Raw genomic sequence first — 24502 nt, forward strand, 5'->3', positions numbered from 1 at the left:
TTGTTATTTCAGCAGCCACATACTGCCGTTGATATCATCGGTAGTACCGCCAAACTGGCTTTGCAGCGCGGCGGTCCAGTTAATTGTATTAGAGGAACGTTCTGCATCAGGATATTTAAAGCGCTTGGGAATGACACCGCTATTGCCAGTACCCGTACCTACTGTAAAGGCGGGTACCCCGGTTCTTCTCCAGTTATTATAAGCTTCCCATCCGGAATTTTCGAAGAACGCCAGGTACTTCTGCGTCAGGATCTGTGTGAGCCCCTGGGCATTATCTCCCTTGTACATCACAGCAGCCTGCTTATAGTACACATTTTCGAAATCAAACGGAATTTCATAACGCTTACCACCATACGTTTTTACTACAGCGCCCGGTGCTTCGGCAGGAATACCATAGAAACCCAGGGAAGCCTTGATACCTTTTTTATACCATGTTTCGGCATTACCACTAATCCATCCACGATTAATCGCCTCTGCCATGTTAAAACACAATTCCGGGAAACCCAGGAGTACACCCGGCTCCGCGGCGTAGTTGCTGTAATACCGGCTACGGCTGCGCACAGAATATTCTGCCGTATCCACATTAGACATGTTGGAGGACATGCTCGATTGGCTGATACCCGGATCAGCACCCACATAGGCGGTAATATCTGTTGGTAATTTACCCAGCTTATTCAGCTGCTTGGTAGCCGGCTCGGCAGTGATATACGCACGTGGGTCACTCAAACTCACCAGGGTATTGAGGTAGGTGGCCGACATATTATAACGGGTAGCATCAAAACCCAGGTTATCCGGGTTAGATGGATACTTGTTGATATTGTTATAAATGAACTGCAGATTCTGGTCCATTGACTCTATTACAGGATATTTAGTAGGATTACTAACGATATCCTTAAACTGCTGGGCTACCTTCAGGTCTGTATCTGCTGTTTTTCGGCTCAGGGCAATCAATACCCGCAAACGCAAGGTGTTTACTGCGCGTTGCCATCTGCTCATATCATTTCCATAATAGAAATCGCCTTTCAGCAATTGTCCTTCTGCCGTAGCGCTTTTATCAGGGTTAGCAATCTGTTGTGCCAATTGCGTATTGGCATCTTCCAGCCATTGCAGGATCTGTACAAAAACTGCTTTCTGGTTATCATATACCGGGGTCAGGTTTGTTTTACCCTGTAAGGCAGCTTTCATTGGCAGATCACCCACCAGGTTAGTTAAGCGGTAAAAGAACCAGGCACGGAAGAACTTACCCAGCGCGGTATACGGATTTACAGCCTGGCCGCCTAAACGCAACGCTTCACTTTCCATCTGCTGCACGTTACTCATGGAATAATAGCTGTTAAAATCAGCGCCACCCCAGTCATAGCGTTGATCGCCATAATAGTTATAGTTGCAGCAATCAAATTGGTTCCAGCGCATTACGTTACTCCAGGGTTTATCGGAGTTCATATCCGACAATACGCCACCTAACACCAGGCTGGGCGGAGTTTGAGAAGGTTTATTCGTATTGATAGCATAGTCTTCAAATTGCTTATTACAACCGCTCATCACAGCACCAGTGATCGCAACGAAGGCTAATATTTTAAATGATTTCATACAAAGCTTGTTTAATAAATGAGCGTGATCAGAATGTAAGATTTACGTTGAAGCCATAACGTTTAGTCGTAGGCGATTGCAGGGTAGATATACCCTGTGTACCAGGATACTGGTCGATATCCACATCCTTGTTCTTAGCAAAGTACAGGAGATTTCTACCTACGAAGGAGATATTTGCTCCCCGGATAAACGTTCCTTTCAGCATATTGGCAGGTAAAGCATAACCGATCGTTACTTCTCTCAGTTTAGCAAAAGTTTTGCTGATCAGGTTGGCTTCATTGGTTTTATAGTACACGCTGATATAATCCTGCAGGAATGCTTTGGTAGTATTCGGAGCATACTGCAACTTGTCGTAGTTGGTTACATTTCCGTTGTTATCATACTGGATAGGTATACCATTGCTCACTACCACGCCATCGCCCAGGTATGATTTCACGCCTTTATAATCCTGGTAACGAGCATCTCCCATGGCCCCTTGTGTGGTAAGAATATTACGGCCACCGCGGAAAGTTTGCTGTTGAATATAATCAATCATGCTACCACCTACGCGTCCATCGAACTGGAAGCTCAGACTTACACCTTTGTAACTGAAACTGTTGTTCACACCCCAAACCCAATCTGGATTGGCATATCCCAGGAATTGCGGAGTAGAATTCACTACCGGACGTCCATCATCTCCATTGATAATTTGTCCGCTCTGGTTTCTTACAAACTTGCTACCGTAGATTTTATCCACCCTGTCGCCCACGCCGGTATAAGCATCCAGCTTAGTTTCACCATCATAAATACTGATATACTTTTCCTGGAAAGTAGACCAGTTGGCGGTGATATTCCAGTTCAGGCCATTGGGATTCCTGAGTGGGCTACCATTCAGGGTAAACTCATATCCTACCTTGCGGGTGTTCACACCATTGATACGGTTTTTCGCAAACCCGGTAGAACTTGGGATAATCACGTCATAGATCTGTGGACCGTTCTTGCTGGTAAAGTAAGTAGCGTCTATGCCTATACGGTTTTTGAGGAAGCGGATATCTAATCCGGTTTCAAAAACCTTGGTAGCAAATGGGTTCAGGTCAGGATTAGCAATTGTTTGGGAAACATAAGCGCCTGCCTGATTCTGGTATACCGGGAGAACGTTGTAAAATTTAGTGTTGAAAATCGGACCATCATAGGAAGACTGATACTCCGCACCATATCCCAGCGGATAGCTGGCCAGCGGCGTAGCGCCTATAGTAGCCTGGGTAAATCCACCTTTTACATTGGCGTAAGATCCTCTCAGTTTCAGGAAGGATACTATCTCTGGCAGTTGTACATAATCAGATACTACGGTACTGATAGCTACTGAAGGATAGGAATATACGTTATTGTGGGGAGGCAAACTGGAGTTTTTGTCGAAACGATCGGTGAGCGAGATGGTTGCATACTTACCCAGGTCAATATCTACATAACCATACGCGCTCAATACCAGCATCTGGGCCGAATAGTTGGTAGCAAACAGCGGATCACGGCTATTGGCAAAGCCATACCATCCGGGGGCATTCAGGTAGTTAGTGGTTACAAAGCTGGAATTATACCGGTATGAACGGGCGTTGGCGCCAACAGACGCATGAATACCTATTTTACGGGGGAATACATTGGTATAAGACAACAGTAAGTCGGTGTTGTTTTCAAACAACGAGCGTTTGTCTTCCCGGTAGTTACCTTTACCTTCTTCCATGCCATAAGGGTGCGCAGAAAAAGGCACCTTTTCATTTCTCATCAGGTCGTAGGTGGTCACCTGTGTGCGGGCCAGCAGCTCCAGTTTATCACTGAACTTATAATTCAGTTTGGCATAACCGTTAACATCTGTTTTGTAATGTCCGCGCAACCATTCGTAGGTCATAAACCATGGGTTGTGATAGCGCTGGTATTCTGCGTATATCGACTGGATACCTTCTTTACCTGGTTGCCAGTAGTTACGCATATCATCCATGCTCCAGTCGGCGCCGGCCCAGATCAGGGTATTATAAATGATACTGTTGGGGCCATACGTCACATCCGGGAAGTTGTTGGTGTACTGGCGGTTGTAATTCATGTAGGCATCGAGGCGCAGGCGGGAGCTGAAATTATAACCCGCGGAGATATTGAAGTTGGTAATGTTTAAAGAGGTGTTGGGCACAATTCCTTTCTGGTAGGAGTGTGACAGGGAGAAGCGCAAATCGGCTTTCTCCGTGTGAGAAGAAACGGCGATGTTGTTGGTGCTAAGCATGCCTGTTTGCAGGAAGCGCTGCAGGTTGTTTTTACCGCGTGCTATCCATGGCGTACCGGTGCGTTTACCGGTAGCAGGGTCCACGGGACTATCGTATTGGGGGATTAATTGCCCTTCAAACTTTGGTCCCCATACATCGTAGTCGCCATCGTTGGTTCCGTTTCCTTTACCGTCTACAAATGCGTATTTACCATGGTCGCCGGGGCCGTACTCATCCTGTACTTTGGGGATGGCATTGAATCCTTTTTCGAACATGGTGCTGGAGTTAAAGTCAATAGACAGGCCGCGTTTGTCTTTGGTTCCTTTTTTAGTGGTGATCATGATAGCGCCATTCAGGCCGCGGGAGCCATACAAAGCGGAGGCAGTAACGCCTTTCAGTACCGTATAGCTTTCAATATCATCGGGGGAAATGTTCCAGGTATCGGAGTTAATAGGTACGCCATCTACTACATAGAGTCCGATGTTATTACCTCTTAATAATACCTGTGGGGCGGCTAATAGTTCAGCGGAAGCACCTACGGTAAGACCGGCTACTTTTCCGACTAATCCGTTAACAGGATTGGGTTCACGGGCTTTTACCATGTCGGCGCCTTTTACTTCCTGAACGGCATAACCTACCCGTTTTACTTCTTTTCGTATACCCAGGGCTGTAACTACTACTTCATCCAATGCTTTTTTGTCGGGTTGCAGGGTAATAGTAATGTCGGTGGCTCCTTTGAGCGGAAATTGCTGAGGGAGGAAGCCGATAAAAGTGATTTCGAGTACCCCATTGCCCGGGGCAGAAAGGGCGAAGTTACCGTTGGCATCTGTTACCGCTCCGCGGTTGGCGCCTAACACTTTCACCGTAGCACCGATAACAGGCTGGCGGTCGTCGCCTGAAATAACCTTTCCGGTAATGGCTTGTTGTGCAAAGACTGATGAGCTGATAAGCAGCAGCAATAGCAGGGCGTGTAGCTGCCTTTTGAGCGCACGACGTAGATTTGATTGCATGTAAAGTAGGTTTGGGTAAAATTTTATTTACATGCAAAGGTTGGGGTCCAATATGACCAGACTGTTAAGTTATACTAAATTTAATGTTAAGTATTTGTATATTCTATTTCTCTGAATCCAGGAAGAAATATACCACGAGGATCTGGGCATTATCGTCGCCTATATTGCGGGGTTTATGTCCCAGGCGGCCATCGAAGAAGAGGGAATCGCCTTCTTCGAGGATATATTTTTCATTATCGATGAGATATTCTACCGTGCCTTTAATGATATATTTATATTCATAGGCGTCTGTTTTCACGGTTTGAGTACGATGGGCCCCCTTCTTTAATTCCAGCAGCACGATGTCTACCGGAAAATTTTTTACGTTTTTAGTCAGCACCCGTTTATATACAAATCCTTTGGCCGGCTCCTTTTCAAACTCCTGGTAAGCGGCTTTTTGCTTGATAATTACTTTGGCGCTTTGCGTATGCTGGTCTATTTCATTGAAGAACTCGTTCATATCCAGGCGCAGCGCCCGGATAATATTGATCAGTACGAGCAGGGACGGCACAGTTCTGTTATTTTCAATCTGGGAAATCAGTCCTTTGCTCACAGCTGCCCTATCGGCCAACTCCTGGATGGTGATTCCTTTGCTCTTTCTCTTTTCCTTGATCTTATTACTGATCTGAATAATAATATCCTCCGTCATAAAATAGCAGTGTTCAACAAATATAAGCAGAATGCGGCTAGGATAAAACCCAGGCCATTCTAACTATATTTACACAAAATAGCACACATGTTCAGTATCGACCAAATTTTGGCTATTACCTTTACGTTATTCGCAGTTATCGACATCGTAGGATCTATCCCGGTATTGGTATCCCTAAAGGAAAAGCTGGGGCATATAGACGCCGGTAAAGCTACGCTGGCTTCGGGTTTCCTGATGATACTGTTCCTGCTGGTGGGCGAGCCCTTCCTGAAATTGCTGAGCGTTGATGTACATTCTTTTGCCGTAGCGGGTTCTATCGTTATTTTTGTAATAGGACTGGAAATGATCCTGGGCCTCGAACTTTTCAAGACAGACCCCGACGCCAAGGCGGGCAGCGTAGTACCCATTGCCTTCCCACTGATAGCCGGTTCGGGTACCCTCACTACCATTATGTCGCTAAAAGCCGACTTCGGACAGTATAATATCCTGGCAGGTATCTGCCTAAACCTGGTCATTGTATACATCGTATTACGCTGCCTGAATTACATAGAACGCATGCTGGGCAAGGCGGGACTAATGGTATTACGTAAATTTTTCGGGGTAATCCTGCTGGCCATAGCGGTTAAAATCTTTAAAAGTAATATTAATCTTTAACCTGATTTGGGATTGTACAGCAGAAAATGTAGTTTTGCGTTCTTTCCGGCCTCGTAGTACAATGGATAGTATAAGAGTTTCCGAAGCTCCAGATTCAAGTTCGATTCTTGACGAGGCTACCACCCAATATCTGCAAATAGATTATTTGCAGATATTTTTTTTATATTACTGTCGTGTTTTGTTAACTGAATAAATTTTCCATAAAACCTCTATTCTTTTATCTATGAAAAAAAAGATGCTGTACCTGTTAATCTCAGGTGTTATCCCATTTACATTATCCGCACAGGATACCGTTTACATTAAAAATCAATTACTGGCTCCGCAAAGTGCGAACGCATGGATCAGCGGAAAATTCACTTCTGGCTTTATGCAAACTTTCCAGGGCACCAGTACCGGCGGGACCAGACATCATGATTTCTTTGGAGGTACGTCAACTCCTGCCGGCGCCAATTTAAGATGGAGTTTTGTATTGCAGGGCCTTGAAACGGGAAGCAACACAGGTAGTGATTTCAGAATTTGGAACTATAGCGATAACGGTACTTTTTTAAACAACCCATTCTCCATTTCAAGAGCGTCTGGCATTGTGAGCATTGGCACTTCGTTGGCTGCTACTGCCATTAATTCCAATAATTCAGCTGGCGCTTTAAGCATTTATGGCGGGGCCAATGGCGTTAACAGCTATCGTGGAGCAGAAATAGGATTACGAGGCGGTTCCTATAGCACTACGCCCGGCGAAATGAGCTTCCATACGGGATTAGGCGGTGGTGGTACCGCTCAGCCAGAAAGGATGCGCATAGATGCCAATGGACTTGTTACAATGGGTTATGGTTTGAGGCTGAATAATGCGACCTCCAATAATATCACCTTCGATCCTGTTGGGCTTGGTGCTCCCACTTTTACTACCAGGAGTGTTGGCACCAGGGTCACATTGCATCCGGCACTGGGCAGTGCTTCAGGAGATTATGCTATTGGCATTGAACCACAACATATGTGGTTTAGCGTGAATGTCAAAAACGTCGCCAATGGTTTTAAATTTTATGCAGGCAATAATCAAATAGGAAGAATCGACGGCTTTGGCGCCACCGACTGGGAAGGCCAAGGCCGTTTTAAGGGATGGTATAATGCCAATGGAACTGGTCCAGCTGCGGAGATAGGGATATCTAATGGGACCGCAGTGCTTATTGGCTACGATAGGACTCCCGGCGCTACCCGATATATTCCCTTAGCCTTCTCCGGCGGGACTACCAGCTCAAATCAAACTACTATCTATATCAATAATCTTGGTGTAGGCATTGGCACTGCAACCCCTCAATCCGAACTTTCCGTGAAAGGCACCATCACGGCCCAACGCGTTAAAGTAACCCAAACCGGCTGGGCCGATTATGTCTTCCATAAAGACTATTCCCTTCCGTCATTGGCAGCTGTCGAAAAATATGTGACTACTCATCAGCACCTCGAAGGTATTCCATCCGCAGCAGAAGTGGAAAAAGAAGGTATTGACGTAGGGGAAATGAATAAAAAGTTGTTAGAAAAAGTGGAAGAGCTAACACTTTACCTGATTGAGCAAAACAAAAAAATAGCGGCATTGGAAGAGTGGAAAAAGCAGCAGGAAAGCAAGCAGCATTAATAACAATAAAGCCCAACCCCGGCCGGGCCGGGGTTGGGCTTTATTGTTATTAACAAATATTTTATGCGCTCATTTCACTTAGCTCCAGCCAACGCATCCCTTTGTCATCCAGCAATTGAATGATTTCCCCGATGCGGTGAGTCATAGGCTCCATTTTATCGAAGCTCAATTCTCCACTGGATAATGCAGCTTCAATTGTTTTCTTTTCTGTTTCCAGCTGTTCTATTTCCTTCTCCAGTAATTCCAGTTCCCGTTTTTCTTTAAAAGACATTTTACGGCCTTTATTATCGGGAGGAGGTAGTGTAGCCGTTACCGTTGGCTCCGGCACGGGTTCCTTTTTGGGCGTAGTTACTTTCTTTTTATCTTCTTCTTTCTGCCACTCACGGTACTGGGTATAGTTGCCCGGGAAATCACGGATTTCACCATCCCCCTCAAAAACAAGCAGGTGATCTACCAGTTTGTCCATGAAATAACGGTCGTGACTCACAATGATCACACATCCCTGGAAGTCCTGCAGGAAGCTCTCCAGGATGCTTAGGGTAGGCAAGTCCAGATCATTGGTAGGTTCATCCAATACCAGGAAGTTGGGATTACGGAATAAGATAGACAGCAGGTGTAGCCTTCTTTTCTCACCACCGCTCAACTTAGAGATATAGGTATATTGCTTTTCTGCAGGAAACAGGAATAATTCGAGGAATTGCGCCGCGCTTACTTTGGTGCCGTCGGCCAGGGGAAAGTTTTCTGCGATATTCTTTACGAACTCTATTACCCGCATATCTTCTTTCACCACCAGACCTGACTGTGAATAGTTACCAAATACAATGGTTTCGCCTACATTGATTTTTCCGGAGTCGGGCTGTTCTGTTCCCAGCAGCATATTCAGGAAAGTAGACTTCCCTACGCCGTTTTTACCTACAATACCTACCCGCTCGCCCCTTTTGAAAGTATAATCCATTCCTTTGAGGATTTTCAGATCACCATATGACTTATATACTTTCTTTAACTCCAGGATTTTCCCACCCAGGCGGGTCATTTTAACATTGAGTTCCAGTTGCTGATCGGCTACCCGTTGGCTGGCTTTTTCCTTTACTTCGTAAAAATTATCCTGTCGGGCTTTGGATTTGGTGGTACGGGCTTTGGGCTGTTTCCGCATCCATTCCAACTCTTTGCGGTAGAGGTTTCGTGCCTTGTCTACGCTTGCTTTTTCGCTCTCTTCGCGGGCAGCTTTCTTCTCCAGGTAATTCTCATAATCTCCTTTATAGATAAACAATTGTTCCTGGTCCAACTCCATAATTTCGTTACATACGCTGTCGAGGAAGTAACGGTCGTGCGTTACCAGCAATAGGGTTACCCGTTCCTGGTCCAGGTAGTTTTCCAGCCATTCAATCATGCTTACATCCAAGTGGTTGGTAGGCTCGTCCATGATCAGCAACACATGTTTGTGTTCAAAGCCAATTTCAATGAGGACTTTAGCGAGTGCTACCCGTTTTTGTTGCCCCCCAGATAGGGAGCCAACAGGCTGATCGAGGTTGTGTATATTAAGTTTACCTAATATCTGCTTCACTTTAGCGTCGAAATGCCAGGCGTTTAGCTCATCCATTTTAGCAATGGAAGTCGTCAATTTGTCCAGATCAGGCTCGCCATGGCTTTCTTCTGTAAGCAATTCGTATTCTTTGATGGCATTCAGTACCGGGTTATCGTGGCTAAAGATGTTTTCGATAACGGATTTGGCCATATCAAAACCGGACTGCTGCTCCAGCATTACCACCGTTACATCTTTATGGATCCAGACTTTGCCACTGTCGGGCGCATCCTTTCCACATAAAATCCGCAGCAATGTGGATTTTCCGGTGCCGTTGAGCGCCACCAGCGCTATTTTATCCCCTTCTTCAATATGAAAAGAAATGTCTTTAAATAATGGTTTGGTCCCAAAAGATTTGGTAAGTCCTTCTACTGAAACGTAATGCATGGTGCGAAGTTATAAATTATCGGGAACACTGGGAGATGGAGAGAGTTATGATTTTTTCGTATATTCAATATAGGATAAGCAGGGTTTCCCATTATCTGACTATTTCTTATTACCAGGCATTATTTCGGCCTTTGTCCATTATTATCCTCCCCTCCTTGCGTATTAAGAAAGTAAAAGCCCTTCTGCCAATGCAGAAGGGCTTGCATATTTTCATAAAGAATTATTAAAAGTCGTAGTAGAATTGACGGAAAGTGCTGCGTAGGCCAAAACTAAATATCAGGTCTGTACTTTTGTCTATATCGTTACTCAGCTTTCTTGCTGCCAGGGAGGCCTCCAGGCGGAGGTTATACTTGGGGTTTACCACGTATGCAATAGTACCCTGTGCATATAACAAATTAGTTTTGACACCCTGTCCTATCCAGTTGCCATATTCATTGGGGTGGGTGGTATAGGGTTTGGAGATGTCGTGTCCATAATTGGTTTTCAAATCCGGATCATCACCATATTTTGAATACATCACCTCCCCTCTGCCATACCATCTCTTATAACGATAAGTAGCAATGCCCAACAGTTCCTGGAAATTGGCGCCCAGAGGGTGTGCGAGGGACTGGTTGTAGTGCTCATAGTTAATCATGGTGCTTTTGTAACTATAGGTATATGGCCTTACTGCGTTATATTCTCCCTGGAGGTCCAGGTTTTTCACTTTAAAGATGTCAAATGAACGGAATCCCAGTTGCCAGCTTTGCTTATTGGCCCACCAGCCTTTACCTCCAAAAACTTCTTTCAGCTTAAATTCATCCAGTACTAATTGCCCGTAGATGGTTGTTTTCGGGAATAGTTTAAACTTCGCATTCATACCCACCAGGGCATTATCTGACGAACCTTCAGAAAACTCTGCCGACCGCAGAAATATAATCGGGTTCATGTAACTCCAGTCAAAACCGCGTTTACGGCCAGAAGAATCGGCGTCGGGCCAGATAACGGCATCAAATAAGCCGATAGTCAACTTTTTGTTGACGTTCCAGTCAAGGAAATGAAATACGCCCCATTTTTTATAGTATCCCAAATCTTCATAGGCAGTGGCAAAATCCCTGCTATGCTTATCCATAAATTGAGCCCACATAGCAGTGTATTGCACATTGCCCAGGTTACCAGTTAATTTCAAGTAAGGGTAGCTAAACTGTATATCAGATAAAATCAGGGAACGATACCCATCGCCGATGAAATTAGTACCATATCCGGCAGTTACATTAAGGTACTTGTTAGGAGTATAGGATAACAAAGCACTGGCATAGTTATAATCGAAAGCCTTTCCATTGCTATAATCCTTAATTCCACCCTGCCCAGGTACAACCTGGTTTTTTCTTATATACAGGTCCAGGTATTCAGGGAATTTTCCCTGGTTCTCATAAAAGTAGGATTCAAAATAGAATTTGGTACCAATATTAGCTTGTATGCTGGCGCCGCGGGTATTTATCCAGGTAGTTCTGCTACCATTTCTTGACTTCCCAATCTGGAAATCAGGGAGAAAATCAATAAAAACATTATAATCTTTATTGCGAAACTCCAGTAAATGCTCATTGAAGAGTTTCCGGTGGAATAGGCTCCGCTTTGTTGTATCCGAATGGGTATACATAACACTCGTATCTTCATGAAGAGCAGGCTTAAACGCAGTGTGGTGATTACTGCTATCCATATAGAGTTCCCGGATGTTCTGGCTGTGATACGGCACAATAACGGGTAACTTTTCTTGTGCATTTGCTGCACTACATAGTAGTAACATTGCTACCATCCAAATGAGATGCTTCATTAATTCTCTTTTGATTGCTAAAAAATACGGATCAGGTCTCACAAACATCCCAAACAGGTCTTTCCAAAACACAATATGATCCACTTGCCAGGATGCAAATATAGTAATTCCGTTAAATCGCAGTGACAGCAGGGAATAAGATAGAAATAAACGGGATCATTGTTCGGGTAAAATTACCCAAAGATTTTATCTTTTAAGACATTTTTGTAAACCTTTATAATTCCCTCTTCTAAACCAATCGTCTCTTTCCAACCGTAACTATGCAGTTTTTCTACATCCATTAGTTTTCTTGGCGTGCCATCCGGCTTACTGGTATCAAAGACAAGTTCTCCTTCAAATCCAACTATTTTCTTAATTAACAGCGCTAAATCTTTAATACTGATATCCTCGCCAACACCAATATTTACAGGCCCCTTATCATTGTAGTGCTGCATTAGGTAAAAGCAGGCATCTGCCATATCATCGGCATGAAGAAATTCGCGTTTAGGCGTACCTGTACCCCATAGCGTTACTTCAGCCTGGTTATTAACCTTCGCTTCATGCATTTTCCGCAACATCGCAGGCAAAACGTGGGAATTATTCAAGTCATAGTTATCATTGGGCCCGTATAAGTTTGTGGGCATCACAGAAACAAAATTGCATCCATACTGGGCACGGTAAGCGTCACACATTTCTATACCAGCAATCTTAGCAATAGCATAAGGTTCATTCGTAGGCTCCAGGGGTCCGGTAAGCAAATACTCCTCTTTCAGTGGTTGAGGAGCCAATTTAGGATAAATACAGGAGGATCCCAGAAACATCAACTTCTTTGCATTATTAATGTGTGCCTGATGAATAACATTGTTCTGGATCATCAGGTTCTCATAGATAAATTGCCCCCGATAGGTATTATTAGCCATGATTCCCCCCACTTTTGCAGCTGCGAGGAAAATATAGTCCGGCTTAGTCTGTTCAAAAAAAACAGCCACAGCCGTCTGGTTGCGCAAGTCAAGTTCTTTAGATGTTCTTGTAATGATATTATTAAAACCCTCTTTCTGCAGGCGTCTCACAATGGCTGATCCTACCATCCCCCTGTGCCCGGCTACATATATTTTATCATTAACGTTCATGCCTATTCGAATTGATTTAACACTTTATACCCGGCATCCTTTAACAGCTTTTCCCGCTTAAATAGTTCCACATCTGCAGCCACCATTTCCTTTACAAGCGCCGGTAAATCATATTTGGGTTTCCATCCCAGTTGGGTATTAGCCTTTGTGGGGTTCCCGATCAACAGCTCAACTTCAGTAGGACGGAAATATCTGGGATCAATAGCTACAATTTCCTGTCCAATACTTAAAGGCGATGCCTGTGCGATACGCTTAACATATCCTTTTTCATCTACACCTTCTCCTTTAAATTCTATTTCAATACCAACCTCTGCAAATGCCAGCGTAATAAAATCCCTCACGGTTGTAGTAATTCCCGTTGCAATCACATAATCCTCCGGCTTCTCTTGTTGCAGAATCAGCCACATTGCCTCCACATAATCTTTTGCGTGCCCCCAGTCGCGCTTCGCATTCAGGTTTCCCATATAAAGCTTGTCCTGCATGCCCAATGATAATTTTGCAACTGCACGGGTAATCTTTCTGGTTACAAAAGTCTCGCCACGTAAGGGGCTCTCATGATTAAATAAAATACCATTACAGGCAAACATGTTATATGCCTCCCTATAGTTGACAGTAATCCAGTAGGCATACATTTTGGCAACGGCGTATGGAGATCTTGGATAGAATGGCGTTTTCTCGGACTGAGGTACTTCCTGTACTAAACCGTACAATTCGGACGTAGAAGCCTGATATATTTTTGTTTTTTGGATCAGGCCTAATAGCCTCACAGCCTCCAGAATTCGTAACGTACCAATGCCGTCTGCGTCGGCTGTATACTCAGGCGCTTCAAAACTTACCTGAACATGACTCATTGCTCCCAGGTTGTATATCTCATCCGGCTGTACTTCCTGTACAATACGGATAAGATTCGTACTGTCTGTCAGGTCACCATAATGAAGCTTGAAATGCACATTTTTCTCATGCGGATCCTGATAGAGATGATCAATCCTGTCAGTATTAAATAGCGAACTTCTTCTTTTTATACCATGTACTTTATAACCCTTCTTTAACAATAGCTGAGCCAGGTAAGCCCCGTCCTGTCCCGTTATGCCGGTAATAAGCGCAATCTTCATTATAAATACATTAAATGAAATACAAATGTAAACATTTATCGCCAAGTGATTAACGTCCCCTAATTTCCCATCTTCACTACTGCTTTATACATTTTAGTGCCAGTAATGCTTCACCAGACCATTAATTGTATAGTTAATGAAATAAATTGAAGATTTCAGCAAATTTAAGCGCTCTACATTACGATATACCATCCATTGATACTTTGCCGCTTTTGTTTTATTGGATGAAATCCCACCTCCATGCTTCCTGTAATAAGCCAGAGGCTCATCAATGCCAATAAAGAGATCAGTATTATTATTTTTCTTAGCTATCTGCAACCAGAGTACATAATCCTCTTTTCCCCATTTTCTCAATATTTCCGGGGGAACAGTCGAATCCGGATTACGCAAATGATCTAAGAAAAATAATTTGCCTAACTCTTTTGCATTATAAACGGCAGTAAGACAGCCGACATCACAACCAGACAACAAGTCTGTATAGCTAACTTTTGATGGAACATGAATTGTTTTAACATGTTTGTCATCTGCTGTAATCACATGGTACGCAGTAAACGAAAAAAGAGCGCCTATCGCCAGCATCCGGGTTATTTGGACCTCCAGCTTTGTGGGTGCCCAAAGATCGTCACTATCCAAAAATGCAATATAATCGCCCGACGCCTGTTTAATACCCGTATTACGCGCTACACCAGCGCCGCCATTCTCTACAGTTCTAATAACTTTTATCCTTTCGTCGTTGGAGGCATACTCACTTGCTATTTTCCAAGTTCCATCTTTCGAATGATCATCTATTATAATCATCTCCCAATTGACATAGGATTGATTAAGTACAGATTCTATTGTTTTACCTATATATTTTTCTACATTATAGGCCGGCGTTATAATCGAAATCAGAGGTTGTATCATCAGATAAAATTATATAAACAGGGCTTTTTCATTATACTAATTTCTTTCTCCAAAGAAATGCCTGAAGCCCTGTGAGCAGATATTTATGTTTTAATATAGCTGCTATATCTCTAAATAAGGTATTCTTTGGGCCATAGATCAATGTTACCATTAATCGAAGACTAAAATACAGTTTCATATATTTAATGGTGACCGGACTAAAATTTAAGTCTTTTGCCTGGTTAAGAATTTTATCGAAAATACGAACAATTTTCGCGACACCATCTTTAGGCAATAACAAGGCAAACTGCCGGGAAACAAAGTAGGTGTATAATTTCACCTCGTCATCGGATAAAGAGAAACGATCTATTTCAAACTTTCTCTTTAACAACATATAAAAGGTTTTACTTCTCTTTAAACTATCGGCTTCAGCTATCCTTGTTTCACTGTTCGGAACAATTCTATACCGGAGTAGCGGTTCTTTTATGTTACCGACGCTTACCTTATCAATCATCTCTATCCACAATCCCCAATCTTCCGCCTGGTGATAATTGCTGTTATATGCAAGATGATTACTCCTAAGCACATCGCTGCGGATAATTACGGTCGGATGAAAAAAGATGGTTGATGTAAAAATTTTCGCTTTTAAAATGGCATCATCGGTCGGAAGAGTCATTAAAATATCCTCCTTCCCATCTTCAAACTGCATGATGGCTGTTCCAGAGATACCAATATTTGGGTGTCTCTCCATAAAAGCGACCTGCTTCTCTATTCTATCCGGGTAGGAAATATCGTCAGCATCCATTCTCACAATATATTGACCTATTGCTACGCTGATTCCCCTGTTCAGTGTAGCTACTAGCTTCAGGTTAATATCATTTCTAAGCAGTTTTATCCTATTATCCTTTGCGGCCAGCTCGCGGAGTATCTCAGATGACCCATCAGTAGAACAATCATCTATGATAATGATCTCGAGCTCCCTGTAGGTCTGATTTATTATTGAATCTACAGCATTTGCTATATAGTTCTCAGCATTATAACAAGGTAAAATAACACTAACTAGTGGTAACTCCATTCTTCTGACTAATTAAAAATACTATTGTCTTTGAAAGCTTTTTTGCTGAGCATTAAATTTAAACATCGCTCCAGTATTAGGATCTTTAAGCATAAAGCCATTTTTAGGCTGGGCAAGGGTTTTGTTTCCATCGGGCGACTTCCAGCCAGCAACCTTCTGGGCTGCATTGGAAATAACATTGTTCTCTATATAAGAAAAACTCGATGTTTCGCCTACCAGGTTAATACCGGCTGCCTTTCCCGTATTCATTTTATTATTTGTAATCACATTATACGGGCTGTTACTTAGCGTAATACCATTAGAAAACTGATTCAGATCATTATCCTTTAACACCACATTAGCGTAATTCTGTAAACGAATTCCTGTTTCACTGGTAGAAATCGAATTCGTTTGTATCAACATACTTGGAATATCAGACTGTTGAGCAGCGGCCCCTTGTGGCGTTTCTGCATCGATACCTGTTTTGCAGGATGATATTGTATTGCTTGAAATATTGACATCGTTACCGACATTGATTACCTTAATACCGAAAGCATAAGCCTGGGCACTGTTATTTTTAATCTGGTTTTGTACCATTGTAATGCCTTTTCCTCCCTGGATCTGTACACCATACAAAAGATCGCCGGTCACATTGTTTCCCTTTACAGTGGTACCATTGGTACCAAATAACAGTATGCCCACCTTGTTTCCTTTCCTGTTAGAAACAATATTAAATACGTTGTTGGTAACCTGGTTATTTCGTGCATAAAAGCTAATAAATCCTGTACTGACATTATTGGCTGTATTATCATGAATGTCATTGGAGAATGCCCCATAATATGCTCCCAGTCCTTCTGCGGTACCATTCACGGTATTACCGTATACCTGATTATTATAGCATTGTGCGTGGACCGCGATGCCACATTCATTTTTCTGTGCTTGTCCATGACCAGTGACAGTGTTATTAACTATCTTATTTTCACCTGAGCCCATCAGCACAATTAAAGCTGCGTCTCCACCAGTATTATAATTGAGGTTGTTATGAATGATGGAATTTTGGCTACCAAAATTCTCTACGAGAATCCCCCTACCTTCTTTAGTGGTGTTAATGTTACAATCTTTAATAATACACTTGTAAGGATGCCCGGTGAGGTTGATTCCACCACATGAGCTTTGTATTGTTAGGTCATGAATATTAGCCTGATTAGGTTGTTCCAGTAATATAGCGTACTGCGTTTCGTTTTGGGTCAATAGTTGGTTTTCAATACTGATATTTCCTATTTCAATATTCACAGCGCCTATCTGATGAGATACTTTTGCACCTTTATTATACGTAAATTTAAGCGGCCTATCCAACTTGATGTTTGAGCCACTCACAGATTTCACGGTAAATATTTCCGATCTCGCAAAAGCTTCAGCATCATTCCAACGATTTGTCTGACCCTGGTCTTCCAAAATTGTCCAACTGTCGACTTTATTATTAAATAAATAAATCAACTGTCCCGGCTTAAATTGGCCCGCATTATCAACTGTTAGCGATAACGCCCCCGGCTTTCCTATTGCCGTAGTGGTTGTAAAGGCATTGTCGGTCAGTACTTCATTATTATAATTGTTTGTATAGCGAAAATTCCGGGAACCACCCTTTTCACTTCTCAGCATACCCTGATTAAATATAAGTTTGCTTTTGTTTCCACCACCAATCAACTTACTATTATCCATAAGCCAAAGGTCACCTGTGATTAGGAAGTTGCCGGTAGGAATATAGCAGCTTTTACCATTGGTTTTACAATAGTCTAGACACTTTTGAACAGCAGCTCTGTTGTCCCGGACTCCATCGCCTACAGCGCCAAACTGAGTTATATTAACGGCATCCGTTGCCTGTTTTATTACCTTTTCTTTCCTGTTTTTTTCCGAAGATATCAAAGAAGGACTGCTAACCATATTCTCATTAACCGGGGCTTTGTCGTCAGACAACTTATCAGCAGCATTATTTGCAGGTGATGTACAAGAGAAAAATGCAAGTAAGAAGAATCTTAGTAACATAATGCTTGAATTTATGCTAAGTTAAAACTTTATGGAATGCAGATAAGAATCTAATGAGAATCTAATATATGCATCATGATTCAGATATATATATATTATTAATACTATTTGCATACTGTTGTCCAGCCATATCATTAACAATGAGAGAGGCAGCTTGTTTCAATCCATTGATATAATCACCTGCATGGCAAAGGGCATACTGCATCTTCCGGCACAGGTCGATTTCACTCTCGCTTTCAAAGGTAGTACCACATCCGAGATAACCTATCATTTCAGACATTGCACCATGGTTTGCCACAATTGGGTACACTCCTGCAAGCACCGCCTCTACTACAAACAACGACGCTGTTTCAAAACACTTAGAGGGCAACACAGCTATTTTTGACTTTTCTATAGCAGCCTTCAGTGCAGAAACCGGAAGAAATGGGCAAAATTCTATGTTTTGAACTGGAATAGTTGTCGCGGCGAAAGCCTCCAGCGATGCTTTATCATCCCCATCCCCAATGATCTTCAATTTAAGATCGGCATTGCCTTCGTCTTTCAGCAATAATGCAAACGACTGTAATAATAACTTAACATTTTTCTCTTCTGAAACGCGCCCGAAGTAAACGATCAGGTTTTCCTTAACCGGTCCATTACTGACAGATAGATTTTCCAACAGTTTTTTATTAACAGGATTTCTAACTACATGGACTTTCTCCGGCTTACCAAAACGACCAACCATTACATCATATAAAAACCGTGATGGTGTAATCCATTCATCCACCAGATTTTTATTATAAAAAAAATCGGCAATCAACGCGGCAACACCTTTACCCCATGAATGCATCCACCCTTTCCGGCTACATCCACGGTAAAAGATCTTATACTTAAATTCACTATGCTGACAATCCAGGCAGCGTTTATCCTTACGATAATCATAAGCCGCATAATGTGAACAGGCATATTCATAAGTATGTACTGTATGAATGACTTTTGCGCCGTATTTCTGTTTATACTTGCTGATAGCATGTAATACTGCTGGAGAAAGATTCCCGTAATTCTGAAGATGTATGATATCTGGCTTTACCTTAACCAGGTAATCCCTTAATATAGCGAAGTTTCTTCTGGAATAAATGCTCAGCAGGAGCGCTTTAATGCCTTTATGATTATTAGTTACCTCAAATGGAAGATCGACAACGATCTCGTCATTAGATTCCTTCTTGCAGGCAACGAGGTGTGTATAGCCTCCATTGTACTTTTTTAGATACAGAATCGTATCCCTGAATACCGATTCAGCCCCACCGCCATATGCTGCTTCTGCAATATGTAATACTTTGTTATTCTTCATTCGCGGGATACTTGGCAATTGGTGAAAAATAATACTGACTAAGATAACCCGTAAACATTATTAACAGCATTATTTGGATTTCCGGCAAAAATCCGATTACTTCTCCTTTATAGTGTACCAGGAGCATATATGCAAAAACAATGAGAAAAAACAATAAATCATTGTATCGTTGGGATAATAATCTTCTATTTAACGCTACCAAAACCGGTTTGACGAAATAAACCATTTGGTATATGAACATTGCTAATATTCCGAATACACCAAAAAATAAAATCTGTCTCATGTATCCGGCATCAGTACTCATATAATAGCCACTTCCATTAAAATCCATATATCTGCCATCTCCTAAAATAAAAGTCTGAATGCTAATTGGAAAATACATGTTTGAAAGGGCATCTGTCGAAGTTGTGGTTACCGTTCCGCCTTCTATATAACTATATACAAATTCAAACGCGAATGGTAGTAGCTTATCTACAACCAAGTCATATATCTCTGCCGGAAGCAGCAAAATGATAATTCCAATTGCAATAGTTAGTATGGAAAATATTTTTACAATGCTTCCGAGTTTAAAATATATACTTCGGGCAGAAAAAATAAGCAACGCCAAGCCGAACAGGATTCCAATAAAACCTGTCCGTCCGGCAAAAAAAGTTCCTATCACACATACGGCAAAAACACCAACATTACTTAACGAAAATATGCGGTGCCCCTGCTCCTGAAAGTATTTAAATAATATTATATAAAGGAGACCGAAACTTGCAGACAGGCTGAAAAAGGGATTTCCTGTTAATGCCAATGCCCGTAGCCCTCCCATGTTCATTTCAGCGATCTCACTTTTCTGGAAAAAGTGTACAAGATTAGCAAATGGCGGCAACATGAAAGCAAATATCTCTATCAAAGATTGAATAAAGAAAACAGTAACGATTATCTTAAGGAAATACAAAAAAATATTCTCTTCCGCATTAATAATCAAAATCGGTAAGATATATATTGTAATACAAATAAGAATAAGCTGTAAAAAATATGGCTTCAGGATAGCAAAGTCATAAGTCTGGTGTAATATTGGTGATAGGGGCAATAAAAGAATTAGACCCAGTAGCGTCAATGGAACGGCAGCAATGTATTTCTTACTTGCTGTCTTTTTGAGCACCGCAATGTATTTCGGATGCCTGGCATACGTAACTGTGCTTAACATACATGCAAAGACAGCGGAGTATTGAATAACAGGAATTTTAAAATTAAATATAACCAGGAAAACCAAAAGTACATTGTAACTGTGTTTCATACTGTTCTGAACCTTAAGCTGTTCTCTCCGCTTTTAAAATAGCCTGTAAGAAACTCAATCGTTTTTCTTCCTTATATCTATAATCTATTAATTGTTCTATTTCTTCTCTGGCAATCCTTTTGCCTCTCCATTTGCTTATAAATGCTTTTATGACCAGCAGATTTTTTTCAATTGTATCTTCGGAATTGTCTATTTCCAGCACAAACTCCTTGCCGGATAAATCCGTATCCTTATAAGCAATGATTATTGGTAGCCCATATGTGCAATACTCTCTCACTTTTAACGGTGTTGCTTCTTTAAGATTGTTTCTATGTAACGCAAGAGAACCGATCGCGATATCCATTTTGCTGTAAAGCTCTCCCAGTTCCTTTTTGTTCATAAAGGCATGCTGAATAAAGTTCTTTCTGGCAGCGCTGGTTTCATCAGGCTCATAGGTAGCGCCTACCAGGTGAAAGTCGGCATCTACAAGCGTAGACAACTGGTAAAATTTGTCAATACCATGCCATGGCATATTCGGGGAACCAACAAACACAATCTGAGCTCTGTCGGGGGACGGCATATTTACAGGCATTTCGTTGAGCGGGTAACTAGACAAATCAAAACCGTTACCTATGGCCACTGCCGGGCGACGATAGCGATCTCCATACGCGAGGGCGATTTCCTCCGTTACACCAACAAATGCTTTAGCAGAGGTATTGAGCGCCTTGTAGCCAAGACCATGCATAAACCGGATTCTCTTATTCCCAGCTACTTCCAGTTCTTTTTCCATCAAAGTATTGTATTCTATAACGGAAATAAAACTGCGTACAATCCTGTTTAAACCTGGATAATAAACCATGCTCCTTACATACAGGATATCGGGGTTAAATTCCTTTAACGATTTTATAATCCTGGATGTTGCAAAAATCTTACGTACATAAGCGGCTATTCCCCCTTTGAAATAAGTGGAAATCTTATTATCGAATACTTCAAAGGAAATAGGAATATCGATCTGTTGTGCATTAACAGTAGCGGTATTTGGAATAGAATATATCTTCACTTCATGTCCTAACTTCTCCCAGTTGCTACATTGCATAATATGCTTGATACGTACTCCTGAGTGTGAGCTAAGATCAATATCAGTAAGGTAGGCTATCTTCATCTAGATGCGGCTGTTAAATTAATTTAGGAACTGGCTTATCTTCAATACTATGTCTGCAGCGGATTTCCCATTGCCATAAAGTTCTTCATCGAAATCGGCTAAAGGTTCCCTGGTAAATATTGCAGGGAGCTCTTCCATTTTATCAAACAATAAAATATTATGCCCCATTTCTGCAGTTTCTGTCCACTCCGTTTCCTTTCTGATTGTTACACATTTGCGCTTCAACCAATAGGCTTCTTTCTGCATACCACCAGAATCTGTAATTACCCCCTTTGCATATTGCTGATAAGAGAGAGAATCGAAATAACCTACAGGAGGCACCATAATTATATTATCATACTTATTAAGATCAATATTATAATGCTCCAGGCGTTTCGTTGTACGGGGATGTATAGCAAATACCACCGGCGCATCCATCAATTGGAATGCATCCAGAATGGCAGACATTCTCTCTTTATGATCGGTATTATACGGGCGGTGAATAGTAGCAAAATAATAAGGCCTATCCCCCATTTTATTTCCTACAAATGATGCTGCCAATAGCAACATATCCTTCATGACATCTCCGCATAAAAATACATTGTCTCTTATATTCTCTTTTGCCAGATTGTCTACCGCCAATTGGGAGGGGCATAATAATACTGATGCGATATGATCTGTCAAAATGCGATTTACTTCTTCGGGCATTTCCTTATTGAAGCTTCTTAAACCGGCTTCAATATGGATAATTGGTATATGCAATTTAGCTGCTACCAACGAACCTGCAATAGTAGAGTTAGTATCTCCATAAACAACAACCGCATCCGGCTTCTCTGATAACATTACCTTCTCAATCTCAATCATCATTTCAGCTGTTTGAGCACCTTGTTGTGTTTGGCTCAGGGAAAAGTGATAATCCGGCGGCGCCATCTTTAGTTCTTTGAAGAAGATATCACTCATAGCAGCGTCATAGTGCTGCCCGGTGTGAATTGTTTTAGCTATAAAATGCTTTTGTAACTCAAGTTGAACAGGGGCATGTTTAATAAACTGGGGGCGAGCTCCTATAATCGAAATGATTTTTTTCATATTCAAAGTAAAATATCAGTATTATGTTTTATAAAAGAGAACCAGACATTAAAATTTGCCAGTTTCGATTTGCGAAATGACCACCCTTTGCTGAAATACAATTAGCATCAAGAATCCTTTCCTGAACAAGCTTTTCTTCATAACTACGTATCATTTCCTGCAGCTGTTTATTCTCCATCCAGTTATTTTGTGGCGGTTCATATCCGATTTTGTCCTTTCTCCAGGTGATCTCTGTTGGCAACAAGTCATTAAATGTCTCCCGCATAATGAACTTTGTCCATCCATTATTTATCTTAAACTGGGCAGGTAATGTAAACAGAAACTCAACCAACTCATGAGAAAGGAAAGGCAATCTTACTTCCCTGGAGTGAGCCATGGAATTTCTGTCGGCATACCGTAACAACTCTTGTAAACCACTTCCCATAGTGCTTTCATACAATGCATGGTTCAGACTATCAAAAACCACTTGTTGACTATAGGCGTTGCTTTTAAAATTAGCATCAAAAAAATCCTTATTAAGAAACTGCGCTTTTTTATTAGCTTGTTTCAATTGCTGCTCTTTCATCTTACGAATGATGCCATCAGGCAGTACTTCTCGCATCCATGACTTTAATCCGGGCTTATATTGCACAGCATTCATCGGACCATTTTCCTGCAGCTGCTGATAGTAGCCCAGTTGCTGGTTATACGCCTGTTTGCTTTTCTTCCTGAGTTCCCGGAAATATGCATAATAATAGATATGATACCCCGCCAATATTTCATCAGCGCCCTGTCCATCCAGTAAGACAGTAACATTATTCTCCTTGGCCAATTTCATTACTTCGTACTGCACAAAAATGCTGGCCGAACCGAAAGGTTCTTCCTGGTGCCAAATAAGTTGCTGCAAGTTCTTTATCAGGTCATTTTCATTGGGGAACGTAAAATGAGGTGATACATTGGTCTTATCGATGACCATTTGCATAAAATTACCTTCATCTTTCTTAAATCCCGGAAAACGCGCAGAAAAAGTATTCTGCCTGATTTCTTGCCCCTTATTCAATTCATCAATAACGCATACCACTAGTGAACTATCCAATCCCCCAGATAAACTCGATCCTACTGGGACATCCGAACGTAGTCTGCGTTTAACCGAGGTAGTAAAAAGTTCCCTAAATCTAGCCTGCGCAGATGCCGCCGAAATAGTGGTATCGGGTTGCCTAATATCTAAATTCCAGTATCGGGTAATCTTAAGATCAAGGTCAGGCAGATGTAATCTGCCATAGTGAGCAGCCTCTAACCTGAATATTCCCTCATAAAAGGTTTCTGCCAGATTTTGTTGATTAAGTAGTTCATTATTAGTAAGATATCTGTAAAGCATCCCATAATTAACGACTTTTTCAATACCATATGCCCAGAGTTCTTTCATTTCAGAACCAAATACAAAATAGGCGCCCTTTTTATATGCATAGTGAAATGGCTTCTCACCAAAACGATCACGAGCAAAAAATAGAGCATTTTCCTTCTGGTCCCATATAGCAAATGAAAACATGCCATCAAGGAGATTAAGACAGTTTTCTTTCTCCGCATCATAGAGGGCTAACAATACTTCCGTATCAGAGGATGAATGAAACTTATAGCCTCTTTTTATAAGCGACTCCTTTATTTCGATGTAATTATAAATCTCGCCATTAAAGATAACTGTATACCTGGAAAGATAGTGCATGGGCTGCTTACCAGAATCTGACAGGTCAATGATTGATAAGCGCCGGTGCCCCAGTGCCACCTGATTTGAAGGAGAAATCCACAACCCCTCACCGTCAGGACCTCTGTGGTCAATTATATCCGTCATTTTTTTTAACCTGTCGAGCGATATACTACCTGGGTTAGTGTCTACAATACCTGCTATACCACACATATTTTTGTGAA

The 24502-nt window shown here is 41.8% G+C and carries 17 protein-coding genes and 1 tRNA gene; 3 read left to right on the forward strand and 15 right to left on the reverse strand.

From position 1 onward, the window contains the following. Nucleotides 1-3: 3 nt before the first annotated feature. The 3 genes from FHW36_RS01180 to FHW36_RS01190 all read right to left on the reverse strand — a co-directional run bounded on the left by FHW36_RS01180 (nucleotide 4) and on the right by FHW36_RS01190 (nucleotide 5516). On the reverse strand, nucleotides 4-1590 hold the full coding sequence (locus tag FHW36_RS01180; RefSeq protein WP_145660982.1) for a SusD/RagB family nutrient-binding outer membrane lipoprotein: 1587 nt from the start codon (nucleotides 1588-1590) through the stop codon (nucleotides 4-6). A gap of 28 nt (nucleotides 1591-1618) precedes the next feature. After that, nucleotides 1619-4828: a SusC/RagA family TonB-linked outer membrane protein gene (locus tag FHW36_RS01185; RefSeq protein ID WP_145660984.1), complete on the reverse strand. Its 3210-nt coding sequence runs from the start codon at nucleotides 4826-4828 to the stop codon at nucleotides 1619-1621. A gap of 103 nt (nucleotides 4829-4931) precedes the next feature. Further along, on the reverse strand, nucleotides 4932-5516 hold the full coding sequence (locus tag FHW36_RS01190) for a helix-turn-helix domain-containing protein (protein WP_145660987.1): 585 nt from the start codon (nucleotides 5514-5516) through the stop codon (nucleotides 4932-4934). Between the two features lie 87 nt (nucleotides 5517-5603). Here FHW36_RS01190 and FHW36_RS01195 point away from each other — a divergent pair, with 87 nt between their 5' ends. From FHW36_RS01195 to FHW36_RS01205, 3 genes are all read left to right on the forward strand, one after another. Next, a complete protein-coding gene (locus tag FHW36_RS01195) occupies nucleotides 5604-6170 on the forward strand; it encodes a MarC family protein (protein WP_145660990.1) in 567 nt (188 codons plus the stop codon). 47 nt (nucleotides 6171-6217) lie between these two features. After that, a tRNA-Arg gene (locus tag FHW36_RS01200) sits at nucleotides 6218-6292 on the forward strand. 101 nt (nucleotides 6293-6393) lie between these two features. Continuing rightward, nucleotides 6394-7797, forward strand: coding sequence for a hypothetical protein (locus FHW36_RS01205; protein ID WP_145660993.1), 1404 nt, complete (start codon nucleotides 6394-6396; stop codon nucleotides 7795-7797). 61 nt (nucleotides 7798-7858) lie between these two features. Here the strand turns inward: FHW36_RS01205 and FHW36_RS01210 are convergent, their stop codons facing one another. The 12 genes from FHW36_RS01210 to asnB all read right to left on the reverse strand — a co-directional run bounded on the left by FHW36_RS01210 (nucleotide 7859) and on the right by asnB (nucleotide 24491). Beyond that, nucleotides 7859-9766, reverse strand: coding sequence for an ABC-F family ATP-binding cassette domain-containing protein (locus tag FHW36_RS01210; protein ID WP_145660996.1), 1908 nt, complete (start codon nucleotides 9764-9766; stop codon nucleotides 7859-7861). A gap of 223 nt (nucleotides 9767-9989) precedes the next feature. Then, nucleotides 9990-11576: a hypothetical protein gene (locus FHW36_RS01215; protein WP_145660999.1), complete on the reverse strand. Its 1587-nt coding sequence runs from the start codon at nucleotides 11574-11576 to the stop codon at nucleotides 9990-9992. 173 nt (nucleotides 11577-11749) lie between these two features. Then, nucleotides 11750-12685 (reverse strand): GDP-L-fucose synthase, encoded by a 936-nt coding sequence (fcl, locus tag FHW36_RS01220; RefSeq protein ID WP_145661002.1) that lies wholly within the window; start codon nucleotides 12683-12685, stop codon nucleotides 11750-11752. A 2-nt stretch (nucleotides 12686-12687) separates the two neighbouring features. Next, nucleotides 12688-13797: a GDP-mannose 4,6-dehydratase gene (gene gmd, locus FHW36_RS01225; protein WP_145661005.1), complete on the reverse strand. Its 1110-nt coding sequence runs from the start codon at nucleotides 13795-13797 to the stop codon at nucleotides 12688-12690. A 93-nt stretch (nucleotides 13798-13890) separates the two neighbouring features. Further along, nucleotides 13891-14700, reverse strand: a complete 810-nt coding sequence (locus FHW36_RS01230; RefSeq protein ID WP_145661008.1) for a glycosyltransferase family 2 protein — start codon at nucleotides 14698-14700, stop codon at nucleotides 13891-13893. A 31-nt stretch (nucleotides 14701-14731) separates the two neighbouring features. After that, entirely contained in the window at nucleotides 14732-15754 is a 1023-nt protein-coding gene (locus tag FHW36_RS01235; RefSeq protein WP_145661011.1) for a glycosyltransferase family 2 protein, read from the reverse strand. 21 nt (nucleotides 15755-15775) lie between these two features. Continuing rightward, nucleotides 15776-17776 (reverse strand): right-handed parallel beta-helix repeat-containing protein, encoded by a 2001-nt coding sequence (locus FHW36_RS01240; RefSeq protein WP_145661014.1) that lies wholly within the window; start codon nucleotides 17774-17776, stop codon nucleotides 15776-15778. Between the two features lie 73 nt (nucleotides 17777-17849). Beyond that, a complete protein-coding gene (locus FHW36_RS01245; protein ID WP_145661017.1) occupies nucleotides 17850-19106 on the reverse strand; it encodes a glycosyltransferase family 4 protein in 1257 nt (418 codons plus the stop codon). Then, nucleotides 19096-20391 carry a hypothetical protein gene (locus FHW36_RS01250; RefSeq protein ID WP_145661020.1) on the reverse strand — a complete coding sequence of 432 codons (1296 nt, stop codon included), beginning with the start codon at nucleotides 20389-20391 and terminating at the stop codon, nucleotides 19096-19098. Before FHW36_RS01250 ends, FHW36_RS01245 begins: the two co-directional genes overlap by 11 nt. A 13-nt stretch (nucleotides 20392-20404) precedes the next feature. After that, nucleotides 20405-21532 (reverse strand): glycosyltransferase family protein, encoded by a 1128-nt coding sequence (locus FHW36_RS01255; RefSeq protein WP_145661023.1) that lies wholly within the window; start codon nucleotides 21530-21532, stop codon nucleotides 20405-20407. Nucleotides 21533-21550: 18 nt separating this feature from the next. Beyond that, nucleotides 21551-22597 (reverse strand): non-hydrolyzing UDP-N-acetylglucosamine 2-epimerase, encoded by a 1047-nt coding sequence (gene wecB / locus FHW36_RS01260; protein ID WP_145661026.1) that lies wholly within the window; start codon nucleotides 22595-22597, stop codon nucleotides 21551-21553. A gap of 28 nt (nucleotides 22598-22625) precedes the next feature. Then, on the reverse strand, nucleotides 22626-24491 hold the full coding sequence (asnB, locus tag FHW36_RS01265) for an asparagine synthase (glutamine-hydrolyzing) (RefSeq protein WP_145661029.1): 1866 nt from the start codon (nucleotides 24489-24491) through the stop codon (nucleotides 22626-22628). Nucleotides 24492-24502 lie beyond the last annotated feature (11 nt).

Origin of the sequence: Chitinophaga polysaccharea (assembly GCF_007829335.1) — a bacterium.
GTDB classification, from domain to species: domain Bacteria; phylum Bacteroidota; class Bacteroidia; order Chitinophagales; family Chitinophagaceae; genus Chitinophaga; species Chitinophaga polysaccharea_B.

Coding starts and splice junctions, on each gene's coding strand:
- FHW36_RS01180 (WP_145660982.1), bottom strand. CDS start 1,590: ATGAAATCATTTAAAATATTAGCCTTCGTTGCGATCACTGGTGCTGTG.
- FHW36_RS01185 (WP_145660984.1), bottom strand. CDS start 4,828: ATGCAATCAAATCTACGTCGTGCGCTCAAAAGGCAGCTACACGCCCTG.
- FHW36_RS01190 (WP_145660987.1), bottom strand. CDS start 5,516: ATGACGGAGGATATTATTATTCAGATCAGTAATAAGATCAAGGAAAAG.
- FHW36_RS01195 (WP_145660990.1), top strand. CDS start 5,604: ATGTTCAGTATCGACCAAATTTTGGCTATTACCTTTACGTTATTCGCA.
- FHW36_RS01205 (WP_145660993.1), top strand. CDS start 6,394: ATGAAAAAAAAGATGCTGTACCTGTTAATCTCAGGTGTTATCCCATTT.
- FHW36_RS01210 (WP_145660996.1), bottom strand. CDS start 9,766: ATGCATTACGTTTCAGTAGAAGGACTTACCAAATCTTTTGGGACCAAA.
- FHW36_RS01215 (WP_145660999.1), bottom strand. CDS start 11,576: ATGAAGCATCTCATTTGGATGGTAGCAATGTTACTACTATGTAGTGCA.
- fcl (WP_145661002.1), bottom strand. CDS start 12,685: ATGAACGTTAATGATAAAATATATGTAGCCGGGCACAGGGGGATGGTA.
- gmd (WP_145661005.1), bottom strand. CDS start 13,797: ATGAAGATTGCGCTTATTACCGGCATAACGGGACAGGACGGGGCTTAC.
- FHW36_RS01230 (WP_145661008.1), bottom strand. CDS start 14,700: ATGATACAACCTCTGATTTCGATTATAACGCCGGCCTATAATGTAGAA.
- FHW36_RS01235 (WP_145661011.1), bottom strand. CDS start 15,754: ATGGAGTTACCACTAGTTAGTGTTATTTTACCTTGTTATAATGCTGAG.
- FHW36_RS01240 (WP_145661014.1), bottom strand. CDS start 17,776: ATGTTACTAAGATTCTTCTTACTTGCATTTTTCTCTTGTACATCACCT.
- FHW36_RS01245 (WP_145661017.1), bottom strand. CDS start 19,106: ATGAAGAATAACAAAGTATTACATATTGCAGAAGCAGCATATGGCGGT.
- FHW36_RS01250 (WP_145661020.1), bottom strand. CDS start 20,391: ATGAAACACAGTTACAATGTACTTTTGGTTTTCCTGGTTATATTTAAT.
- FHW36_RS01255 (WP_145661023.1), bottom strand. CDS start 21,532: ATGAAGATAGCCTACCTTACTGATATTGATCTTAGCTCACACTCAGGA.
- wecB (WP_145661026.1), bottom strand. CDS start 22,597: ATGAAAAAAATCATTTCGATTATAGGAGCTCGCCCCCAGTTTATTAAA.
- asnB (WP_145661029.1), bottom strand. CDS start 24,491: ATGTGTGGTATAGCAGGTATTGTAGACACTAACCCAGGTAGTATATCG.